10 protein-coding genes are annotated in these 10,780 nt (G+C 58.1%); all 10 read left to right on the top strand.

The features are described from left to right. The first annotated feature begins 232 nt into the window (after nt 1-232). The 10 genes from aroE to feoB all read left to right on the top strand — a co-directional run bounded on the left by aroE (nt 233) and on the right by feoB (nt 10,767). Nucleotides 233-1,063: a shikimate dehydrogenase gene (gene aroE, locus BLW10_RS07765; protein ID WP_091333662.1), complete on the top strand. Its 831-nt coding sequence runs from the start codon at nt 233-235 to the stop codon at nt 1,061-1,063. Continuing rightward, nucleotides 1,060-1,926 carry an NAD(P)-dependent oxidoreductase gene (locus BLW10_RS07760; RefSeq protein WP_091333660.1) on the top strand — a complete coding sequence of 289 codons (867 nt, stop codon included), beginning with the start codon at nt 1,060-1,062 and terminating at the stop codon, nt 1,924-1,926. Before aroE ends, BLW10_RS07760 begins: the two co-directional genes overlap by 4 nt. Before the next feature lie 71 nt (nt 1,927-1,997). Further along, nucleotides 1,998-3,371, top strand: a complete 1,374-nt coding sequence (locus BLW10_RS07755) for an alginate export family protein (RefSeq protein WP_091333659.1) — start codon at nt 1,998-2,000, stop codon at nt 3,369-3,371. Between the two features lie 145 nt (nt 3,372-3,516). After that, a complete protein-coding gene (locus BLW10_RS07750) occupies nt 3,517-4,266 on the top strand; it encodes an ATP-binding cassette domain-containing protein (RefSeq protein WP_091333657.1) in 750 nt (249 codons plus the stop codon). After that, nucleotides 4,263-5,417, top strand: a complete 1,155-nt coding sequence (locus tag BLW10_RS07745) for an MlaD family protein (protein WP_091333656.1) — start codon at nt 4,263-4,265, stop codon at nt 5,415-5,417. Before BLW10_RS07750 ends, BLW10_RS07745 begins: the two co-directional genes overlap by 4 nt. Before the next feature lie 10 nt (nt 5,418-5,427). Continuing rightward, entirely contained in the window at nt 5,428-6,879 is a 1,452-nt protein-coding gene (locus BLW10_RS07740; protein ID WP_091333654.1) for a RyR domain-containing protein, read from the top strand. After that, the gene (locus tag BLW10_RS07735; RefSeq protein WP_245709194.1) at nt 6,869-7,654 is read left to right on the top strand and encodes an MlaE family ABC transporter permease; all 786 of its coding nucleotides are present in this window, start codon (nt 6,869-6,871) and stop codon (nt 7,652-7,654) included. Before BLW10_RS07740 ends, BLW10_RS07735 begins: the two co-directional genes overlap by 11 nt. A 234-nt stretch (nt 7,655-7,888) precedes the next feature. Next, nucleotides 7,889-8,014, top strand: coding sequence for an IS1/IS1595 family N-terminal zinc-binding domain-containing protein (locus BLW10_RS14520; RefSeq protein ID WP_425425894.1), 126 nt, complete (start codon nt 7,889-7,891; stop codon nt 8,012-8,014). Nucleotides 8,015-8,158: 144 nt separating this feature from the next. Next, nucleotides 8,159-8,440: a FeoA family protein gene (locus BLW10_RS07730; RefSeq protein WP_091333651.1), complete on the top strand. Its 282-nt coding sequence runs from the start codon at nt 8,159-8,161 to the stop codon at nt 8,438-8,440. After that, a complete protein-coding gene (gene feoB / locus BLW10_RS07725) occupies nt 8,437-10,767 on the top strand; it encodes a Fe(2+) transporter permease subunit FeoB (RefSeq protein ID WP_091333649.1) in 2,331 nt (776 codons plus the stop codon). Before BLW10_RS07730 ends, feoB begins: the two co-directional genes overlap by 4 nt. Nucleotides 10,768-10,780 lie beyond the last annotated feature (13 nt).

Raw genomic sequence — 10,780 nt, 5'->3', positions numbered from 1 at the left:
GCATACGCTGGCCATCTGGATCAATCGCTCCCTAGGACGCCCCGATCTACAGTTCGAGGGGCTCATTACAGTTGGATAGAAAGTCGCGCATCGCGCACCAGCAGCAAGTCGTGCTGGAAACCCGATACTCATTAAGCGTGTCAAGTGCTTTTTATGCAAAACAAAACGGTAAAATTTGTGATTTTTTGTTAAAAAATTTACCACTATCTGATAGCTCGCATCACAACACACCATGCCAAACCACTACGCCGTCATCGGCCACCCCATTGCGCACAGCAAATCCCCGCTGATTCATGCCGCCTTTGCGCGTCAAACCGGACAAGATCTGGAATACGGGCGACTGCTCGGCGCACTGGATGACTTCGCGGGCGAGGTGCGGCGTTTTTTTGCGAATGGTGGCTGCGGACTGAATATCACCGTGCCGTTCAAAGAACAGGCGTGGGCGCTTGCCGACGAACGCAGTGCGCGGGCGGAACTGGCTGGCGCCGTCAATACTTTGATCCGACTTGACGGCGAGCGACTGCGCGGCGACAACACCGATGGGGTCGGACTGGTGCGCGATCTAGTTGAGAATCACGGGTTCGATTTCAACGGGCGGCGCGTGCTGTTACTCGGTGCAGGCGGCGCAGCACGCGGTGTATTGCAACCGCTGCTTGCCAGCGGACTGCGCTGCCTCGTCATCGCCAACCGCACTACCGCCAAAGCGCACGCACTCGCCGCGCTGGGCGCACCGCTCGGGCCGGTCAGCGGCTGTGGACTCGATGATTTGGCCGCTGAACGCTTCGATCTCATCATCAACGCGACCTCTGCCGGACTTGCCGACGCGGTGCCGACGCTCCCGAGCGACTGTCTTGCGCCTGACGGTTGGACGTATGACATGCTCTATGGTGATCAGCCGACGCCCTTTTGTCGCTGGGGCCATGAACACGGTGCAGCGCGGGTGCTTGATGGTCTGGGAATGCTGGTCGAGCAGGCAGCAGAAGCGTTCTGGCTCTGGCGCGGCGTGCGACCAGAGACCGCGCCGGTGATTCAGGCATTACGGCAATCAATGGGGCACGTATGAACATCGCGGTACTGGGTTTAGGACTGCTGGGCGCAGAAATTGCGCTACGGCTTCAACACTGCGGGCATCGGGTGACGGGCTGGAATCGCAGCGCGGCGCGTGCTGAGGCGGCGCGGCAGCGTGGTCTGACGGTCGCAGCGTGCGTCTGGGATGCCATCGCGGATGCAGATTTGACGCTCTTACTGTTGAGCGATGCCAGCGCGATTCACGCAACGCTGTTTGCGCCGGACGATGCGCCATCACTTGCCGGACGCACGCTGGTGCAAATGGGCACCATTGCGCCGCGTGAGAGCCGTGAGCTGGCCGAACGTATCGCGGCGCAGGGTGGCGCATATTTGGAAGCGCCGGTACTCGGCAGTCTGCCGGAAGCGCGAGCGGGAACGCTGATTTTGATGGCTGGCGGCGATCCAAATGTATATGAATACAGCGTGCCCGTTTTTCACGATCTGAGCCGCGATCCGCGCCGCATCGGTGCCGTTGGACAGGGCGCGGCGCTCAAGTTAGCGATGAATCAACTGATCGCCGGCCTGACTGCGACCTTTGCGTTGAGTCTGGGACTGGTGCGGCGCGAGGGGCTGGAGGTCGAAACCTTCATGGAGTTATTGCGAGCCAGTGCGCTCTACGCCAAGACCTTTGATAAAAAGCTCGCTCATTATCTTGCGCACGAATACGGCGCGGCGAATTTTCCGCTCAAGCACTTGCGCAAAGATGTTGGCCTATTCCGCAGTGTTGCGGAAGCTGTCGGACTCGATACGCATCTGCTGGCAGCGATTGAATCAAGCTGTCGCCAAGCCGAACAGCAAGGCTATGCGGAAGCCGATTATTCGGCGCTATACGAGGCATTGGTGCCGCGCTCACACTAGAACGGCTCAGGGTGCTGGCCGCTGACAGCCGAAAGCTGGAAGCTGTACGCTCATAACCACGAGAGACCGCGATGAATACGCAACAGCTCGGCCTGCTTGCCGCTGGACTCGGTGCGATGCTCACCGGTGCGGGGGTTGTGGCGGAATCGGACACAACGCCTTTTACGTGGGGCGCAGATGTCCGGTTGCGTCAAACTTGGGTAGACAATGTTGGCCACACGGCTGATAGCGCCACCGCTGATCGTACTTTCCAGCGGTATCGCGCCCGACTGTGGGGCACCTACGCATTCAACGATCATCTGCACGCCAGCGCCCGCCTGCTCTGGGAAGGTCGTCATTATGATGAACCGACGCGCACCGATATGCCGACGCTGGAAACTTGGTATAGCGGCGGAGTTTTGCTTGACCAATTGATGATTCAACTCGACCAGCTCGGCGGGCTGCCGCTGCAAATCAAACTTGGGCGACAAGATATTCGGCTCGGGAATGGCTGGCTGGTATTCGACGGCACGCCGCTTGATGGCGCACGCTCGATTTATTTCGATGCCATCCGCGCAACCTATACGCTCGAATCACACGGCACCACGCTAGATTTTATTTACATTGACCAAAATGCCGACACGGATCGCTTTCCACAGCCGCTCGATAATGATATTGAAGATCAAATTGAGCAACATGAAACCGGCTTCATTCTTTACGGACGGAATAGTACGCTGCTGCCAGACACCACGCTTGATGCCTACGCGCTTTATAAACACAATCGTGTTTCGGATACGCCAAATACTTTGCGTCGCAACAACGGGATGATTTTTCCCTCGCCGAGTGATCGCGGCGATATTTATGCTGCTGGTGTGCGTGCTGAGGCTAAGTTGACGCCGAATTGGGCACTACGCGCTGAGAGTGTTTACGAATGGGGCACGCGCAATGATCGGGATTTACGCGCCTTTGGTTTGAATAGTCGCTTGACTTATAGCTTTAAGGATGCGCTAAAAAATCAAGTGCATGTCGATCTCGAATATCTCTCCGGCGATGATCCCGATAGCGCAGAAGATGAAGCCTTTGATCCGCTCTGGGGGCGCTGGACGCAATGGAATGAGCTATTGATTTATCATTGGAATTTAGATGCACGCGGCGGTGAAGCGACGAATTTGCAACGGCTTAATCTCGGCTGGATCGCACAGGTGCATCCGACGACGCAATTATTGCTTGATTATCACGCACTCTGGGCAGATGAATTGAGCACCCGCGTCACGGCGCAACAACCGAATCTCAGCGGCGATAATGATTTTCGCGGGCATCTAATCACAGCTTGGTTAAAAAGCACATTCAGCCCACATGTATCGGGACATTTGGGGGCGGAATATTTCATGCCGGGTCATTATTATGCTGACACGCGACAAGATGATTCTTTCTTTGTGCGAGCGGAAGTGGTGTTGACGTGGTGATTTTTTGGTTTTTAGCGATCAGCTTGCAGATTTTTTCTGTTCACACAGCGCCAGCTTCATGACCTAAAAACGCAGTAAAACAAAATCAAAGATTTTTCTGCGTAATTCCGCGCTTTCAGCGGCAAAAAAACGTGAAAATCACCCAATGCTCCTCGAACTCTCGGCAATCCATCAACACGTCAACGCCCGTCATGCGCTGGCCGATCTGACGCTGACGCTGCCGGAAGCTGGGTGGCTCGTCATCTGTGGCCAAAATGGGGCGGGAAAAACGCTGCTGATGCGAATTTTAGCCGGACTCGATCCCCCCTCTGCTGGCCAAATTCGGCTACTCGGTCAAACATTCGAGCGATTTCCCGCCGCGACCCTGCGCACCTGGCGGCATCAACTTGGTGTCGTGTTGCAAGGTGATTCGCTGCTGGCTGATCTCACTGTACTAGAAAATCTGTGGCTACCCTTGCGCGATGAACCCCAAGCCCGCGCCGATCTGGAACGCGCCGCCCGCCTTATGATCGCCCTGTTTCAACTCGAAGGCTTAGAACAGCATCACCCGCACGAACTCTCACTCGGGCAGCGGCGACAGGTCGCACTGGCGCGAGCACTGGTGCGCAAACCGGCGCTATTGCTCTGGGATGGACTCGCCGATGGCCTCGATCCGGCAACCCTAGCCGATTGTCTGCGCAAATTGCGGGCGATGCGCTCGCGTCACGGTCAGCCATTGGCACTGATTGCCACCAGCAACAGCGCCGCGCTGCCAGTTGTCGGCGATTATCAGGTCATCGCGCTGGATCGCGGACGCCCGCTTTTCAGCGGTTCGTTTACGGATTTGCCCGCCGCACTTGCCCAACGCCCTGAGTTAAGCGCCGTCGTCGGGATGCCAGCCGGAGCCGCCATGTGAGTCGGCTCGAACGGTTTTATACCCCGCCCGAAATCGGCGCACCCGGACGACGACGCGGGCGGGTCATGCGCCGCGATCTGCTGCTCTCGGCGCTGTTTGTGCTGGGAATGCTCGCGCTGGTGCTAGGCGTGCTATCGCTGATTTTGCCCGGATTTGGCCAGCGCACCTATTGGTTAGAAGCTAATTTTCTCCACGCCAAAGGCTTAGAAGTCGGCACGCCGGTCATGCAACAGGGCTATGTGATTGGTCTAGTCGAACAGATCGAGCCGATTTTCAGCCCAAATCTGAATCTGAACACGCCCCCCGCACCGCGCCCAGCACACTGCCAGCCACGCGCTGACGGCGAGCTACCGCCGACCATCTTTCGCGCCCGCTTACGGCTGCTGGGCGATTGGCCCATTCCCGCCGATAGTCACGCGCAAATCGGCGCTACTGGCCCCTTGCAACCTGATGCGGTGAAAATTCTCCCCGGCCGCAGTGCGACGCGGCTGGAGTCCGGCGCATGTCTGATGACACTAGATCGGGAAGCTGATGTCATCGATCACCTGCTGACACTGACCGATCAACTCAGTCATGTCACCCTGCTCATCACGCGGCTGGTTGATGAAACGCTCGCGCCAGCCTTGCAGCGGATTGCGAACCAAATTGCCACACTCGAACGACTACTCGGCACCGGCACCGACAGCAGCGGCGCTGCGCCCGATGCGGATGTTGATGCAGCGGCGGCGGGCTTAGCTGGAACCTTTCGCAGTCTGCGCGACTATCTCGCCGAGTTAGAAGCGGCGATCAATCCCGATGAGATTCGCCGGATTGTCACCGCGATTGCCAGCGGCTCGACCCAACTGGCTGCGTTAAGCACAATGCTCAATCAGCGGGCGGCGACTGTAGAACAAATCGTGCAGCATCTGGCGGCGATCACCGCCAATCTGGAGCACACCTTGCGCGAAAATCGCCCGCCGTTGCAACAGTCGCTGGCTGATAGTCAATATGTGCTGCAAGAATTGGCCGCTTCAATCGGGCCGATTCTGAGCAATCTGGAAGAAACCACGCGCCAACTGTCCGATCTGGCCCGCGAACTGCGTCAAGAGCCGCGCACGCTGTTCCGTCGCCACGAACACGAAGCACGTCCACCCTGGTTCGATCAGGATTGAGCATCAGATCATGTTGCGCCGTCGCTCACGCTCTACTGAAGCTTCTTCCCCGGCACAGCTCGACCCGGCCACGCTCGGCGCCCGCGCATTGCTGGCCCGCTGGCCGTTACACGCGAGTTTTGATCCGCTGTTCGGACAAACACCGCATCTGCTGCTCGCTGGGCTGGCCGCGCCAGCTTGGGCCTATCTCGATCAGGCGTTGCAAATTCTGACCTATGGGCAAGCACTGCCCGCTGTAACGCTGCTGTGTGCGGATGCAGCGGCGACGGCGACGACGCTACACACGCGCTATCCACACGCGGCCCAAGTGGTCAGCTTACGCTGTGCGTCGCTGACCGCACCGCCGCCGCTAACTGACGCGCCGCCGGTCACGCTGGTGCTGGTCTGTCTGGACGATCCGGCGGCGGCGTGGACACAGGCGCAGCAGCTTGCCGCGCAGATTACTCAGGCACAACAGATCTCACCCTTGATACTGGTCGAACTCGGTGAGCACGCCACTGCCGACTGCGCCCCGCGCTGGGATGGGCAAGTGCTTGCCGTCTCCGCTGCTCAGACCGCCCAGCACGCTGCTGCCCGCCGTGCCAGACTCAGCGATGATATTGCCCGCACCATTCACGAGCATTATCGGGATACATTTGAAGCACTGGGCGGCGATCCCGAAACCACGTCGGCGCTGCAAGCTTGGGCGAGTCTGCCGGATACCTATCGTCAGGCCAGCCGCCATCAAGCCGATCATCTCTGGGCAAAATTGGCGCTGATTGACTGTCTGGCGGTGCCGGATGATGAGGTTGAGGCGTTCGCCTTCAGTTCGCTGGAAGTCGAACGCTTGGCAGTGATCGAGCATCAACGCTGGGCCGCTGAACGCTATCTCGACGGCTGGACGTATGCTCCAGAACGCAACAATGCGCTCAAACAGCATCCCGATTTGATTCCCTATGCGGCGCTCAATGAAGCTGGTAAAGACAAAGATCGCTTTGCCGTGCGCCATCTCACGCATCTGCTGGCACAGTCGCAACTGGGCATTAAGCGGCTGTTGATTATCGCGCTCGACGACGCGCCGGACATGACGCTTACCGCCGCCGACGCGCACCATTTGGCGCAGACGCTCTTTGCACGATTGACGGCGCGTTATCCCGACCGTGTGCTCGGCATCGCCAGCACCTTGCGCGATCCGGTAGCGCGGCAGGTGGTGCAGATCGGACTGGAGCAGGCGCAAGCACGGCTGTTCTGGCTGGTGCCCGAAGTCATGAACCCGCCACTGACACATCAAACTTGGCTGGCGCTTGCCGCCTGCGCTGAACGACGCATTGTGCTCAACGGCGAAGCCGAGCGACACCGCTGGTTTGCGACCCGAGCAGAAATCGGCGTGTATCTGGGCGCTGCACCGCCCGAAGTCGCGCCGACAAAACAGGTGATCCGCGATCCGCTATCCGGTCAACTGCGGTGGAATTTTGACTACTGACTGGCATCAAGCGGGGATAACCGCCTATCGCTGGCCGCAACGCCTCAGCTTGGCGCTGCTCGCCCTGCGCGAATGTCTATGGCTCTATGGCGCGATTCTCATCGGGCGGGCGCAATTAGATGTGCCCGCTGTGGCGCGAGCATTGCGGCAATCGGGCCTGTCGATTCTGCCAGCACTGACGCTGATGGGCTTGGCCGCTGGCTTGCTGATGGGCAATCGCACTCAGAAAATCTTGATCTGGCTGGATTTTCCCAGTTTAGTGCTGCCGACCGTGATCGACGCGATCACCCGCGAATTGGTGCCGATCTTGGTCGGCGTGTTAGTCAGCGGTCGCGCTGGGGTGGCGCTGGCGGTGCGTCAAGCAACATTGGTGGTCACCGGCGAGCGTGACGCGCTGCTGACGCTCGGATTGGATCCGATCCGCTTTACAACCGGCCCGGCGCTGTTGGCGATGCTGGTGATGAGCTGTGCGGCGGCGGTGTGGGGCAATCTGACGGTGTTGAGCGCAACGGCGTTCTGGTTATGGCAACAGGAGGGGGTATCGGTGGTGCTGTTTTGGGAGGTGCTCACGCACACGCTCAGTCCGGCGCTGGTGGCCGAAGGTGTGTTCAAGCCGCTGCTGTTTGCGCTGTTGATTGCGCTGGTGGCGACGGTCAACGGCTTTACCGCGCCGCGCCAGCCGCAGGGCATCGACCAAGCAGCAACGCATACCATGATCGGCGCAGTCACGGCGATTGTGCTGGCTGATACGCTGCTGACGCTGCTGTTGGTTTAAGGCGGTTTCCGGGAAAGATTTTACCGAGATCAATTATTAAAATAGACAGGATTAACAGTATTTCACAGAATTTACAGGATATAAGCGATGGTTTTTTATCCGGTTAGGTAGTGCCCTAATCGATAGGATTTATTGATTGCGATATACTGCTGTATCAAATCTTACGCTCAAGGAGTTTGCATCAATATATTGCCCAGACTGCTACGCTAAAAAATTGGTCAAAATGGTTTCAATGTGCTTGGAAAGCAACGCTATCGCTGCAAAGAATGTGGTCATCAGTTTGCTCTAAATCCAGCTAAAGAACAAATTTCTGATGACAAAAAGATGCTGTTTGATTGCTATTGGAGCGTATCTCGTTAGCAGGAATTGCGCGTGTTGTATGTTATTCAACATTACAATGCTTTACTTCGATTGAATCAAAATGTCTGATAAATCTATTTTCCTATAAACTAGGGCACTATCGACGTTGCTTCCTCAATCAATTTCTCAACTCAGACCCGACCCATGTCCCAGCTCTCCCCACCGCTCCCGCTCCTTGATCTAGCCGATGACACCCCAGCGCGTTTGGCCGAAATTCGCGGCGGGCGTCAGCTCACACGCCGTCTGTTAGCCCTCGGTCTGCGGCAGGGCAGTCTGCTGTGTATTCTGCAACGCCGACCAAAGGGGTTAGTGTTAGCCAGCGGTGAGCTACGGATTGCCATTGGTGTCGGGATTGCAGAAAAACTCTGGGTGCGTCCTGAACCCGAACCTGATCTCGATCTGAGCCACGGAGACCATGCCGCGTGAGTGAACAGGCCACCCCTCGCCATCCCCCCTTGACGCTGGCGCTTGCCGGTAATCCGAATTGCGGCAAATCGGCGCTGTTTAATGCGCTCACCGGCATTCGTCAGACAACCGGCAACTGGCCCGGCGTGACGGTTGAGCGCAAAGAAGGCGCACTCGAACTCGATGGGCGCAAGGTGCGGGTGATCGACCTGCCGGGGATTTATTCGCTCGATGCCAGTTCGCTCGATGAACAAGTTACCCGCGATTATTTACTCAGCCGCGATGCCGATCTGATCGTCAATGTGCTCGATGCCAGCAATCTGGAACGGCATCTGTATCTCACTGTGCAATTGCTCGAAATGGGTGTGCCGGTGTTGATCGCGCTCAACATGATGGATATGGCGCACAAACGCGGCATTCAGATCGACATCGCCGCGCTCATCGAGGCGCTCGGCTGTCCAGTTGTGCCGCTGGTGGCCGTCAACAAAACCGGCGTGACCGAATTGCAGGCGAGGTTGTTAGCGGTCGCTGAGGGGCGCGAACCGGCCGGGCGGGCGCTCACGCATGGCGAATGCGTCGAGGCGGCGGTGCTGGAACTGCTGCCGCATGTGCCCGTTGCCGCTGACGACGCTGACCAGACCATCGGGCGAGCGAATACGCGCTGGCTGGCGCTCAAGCTGCTCGAATCTGATGCCAGCGTCGAACGGACGGTGAGTGATGAAACGCTCAAGCTGGTTGAAACCCTGCGCCAGCACATCGCGGTGCGGGCTGGTGAAGACGCCGATTTGCACATCGCTGATACGCGCTTTGGTCACGCGCATACATTGGCACGGCGCGTGGTGCGCGAAGAACGGCGCATTGAGCGCACCGTCTCGGATCGCATCGATCAAGTCGTGCTCAGTCGCCTGTTCGGGATCCCGCTGTTTTTGCTGATGATTTATCTCATGTTCATGTTCACCATGAACATCGGCGGGGCGTTTATCGACTTTTTCGATCAAGCGGGCCAGGCGCTATTCGTCGATGGGCTGGCCGAATTATTGGGGCGTGTCAATGCGCCCGACTGGGTGACGCTGGTATTAACCACCGGCATTGGCGGCGGTCTGCAAGTGGTCGGCACCTTTATTCCCGTGATCGCCAGTTTATATATCGTGCTGTCGATGCTCGAAGATTCCGGTTATATGGCGCGGGCGGCTTTTGTGATGGATCGCTTTATGCGTTCTATCGGTCTGCCGGGCAAGGCGTTCGTGCCGCTGATTGTCGGCTTTGGCTGCAATGTGCCGGCAGTGATGGCGACGCGCACGCTTGAAAGCGAACGCGAGCGCAAGCTGACAATCTTGATGAATCCGTTTATGTCTTGCGGGGCACGCCTGCCGGTGTATGCGCTGTTTGCGGCGGCCTTTTTTCCGCATTCGGGACAGAATCTGGTCTTTGTGCTCTATCTGAGTGGCATCGCAGTCGCCATTCTTTCGGGATTAGCGATGAAACACACACTGCTCAAGGGCGATAGCTCAGGGTTGCTGATGGAACTGCCGCCCTATCATTTGCCCACAGTACAGGGCGTGCTGTTGCGCACCTGGGATCGGGTCAAGCTGTTTTTGCGCGAGGCCGGCAAGATCATTGTGTTGATGGTGCTGGCGCTCAATCTACTGGCTACCATCGGCAGTGATGGCAGTCTGGGCAATGTCGATAGCGAGCAGTCGATTCTGGCCGAAGTCAGCCGCACCGCCACGCCGCTGTTTGCGCCGCTCGGCATTCGTGAGGACAACTGGCCAGCGGTGTTAGGCGTGTTTTCCGGCGTGTTGGCCAAAGAAGTGATCGTCGGCACGCTCGATTCGCTCTATGGCCGCTTGGCTGCGGAGTCGCATCCGATCATCGAGTCTGAACCCTTTGATCTGTGGTCGGCGCTGAGTGCGGCGGTCGGCTCGATTGGTGAGAATCTCGGCGGACTTGGGGCGCGGCTGCTCGATCCGCTCGGACTCGACATCGGCGAAGCCAGCGACACCGAGAGCGCCGCTGCTGAACAAGGTGTGCAAATGGCGACCTTTGGGGCCATGATCGAACGCTTTGACGGGCAAGCGGGAGCCTTTGCCTATCTGCTTTTTGTGCTGCTGTATTTTCCCTGCATCGCGACCATTGGGGCCATTGTCCGCGAAGCCGGCGCAGCTTGGGCGAGCTTTGTCGGCTTTTGGACAACCGGCGTTGCCTTCTTGGTCGCAACGCTTTTTTATCAAACCGCAATCTTTGAGCGCGATCCGCTGACCTCTGGGCTGTGGATCGGCGGCGGCGTGGGGGTGTTTGTCGCGGTGTTGCTTGGGTTGCGGGTGTGGGCGGGGCGAGAGGGACGGTGAAGTTTCCCACGAA

The sequence above is a fragment of the Allochromatium warmingii genome (assembly GCF_900107145.1).
Lineage (GTDB): Bacteria > Pseudomonadota > Gammaproteobacteria > Chromatiales > Chromatiaceae > Thermochromatium > Thermochromatium warmingii.
The sequence above is the reverse complement of the archived record's forward strand: the minus strand, read 5'-3'. Positions and strand labels throughout refer to the sequence as shown.

Coding starts and splice junctions, on each gene's coding strand:
- BLW10_RS07760 (WP_091333660.1), top strand. CDS start 1,060: ATGAACATCGCGGTACTGGGTTTAGGACTGCTGGGCGCAGAAATTGCG.
- BLW10_RS07730 (WP_091333651.1), top strand. CDS start 8,159: ATGTCCCAGCTCTCCCCACCGCTCCCGCTCCTTGATCTAGCCGATGAC.
- BLW10_RS07740 (WP_091333654.1), top strand. CDS start 5,428: ATGTTGCGCCGTCGCTCACGCTCTACTGAAGCTTCTTCCCCGGCACAG.
- aroE (WP_091333662.1), top strand. CDS start 233: ATGCCAAACCACTACGCCGTCATCGGCCACCCCATTGCGCACAGCAAA.
- BLW10_RS07750 (WP_091333657.1), top strand. CDS start 3,517: ATGCTCCTCGAACTCTCGGCAATCCATCAACACGTCAACGCCCGTCAT.
- BLW10_RS07755 (WP_091333659.1), top strand. CDS start 1,998: ATGAATACGCAACAGCTCGGCCTGCTTGCCGCTGGACTCGGTGCGATG.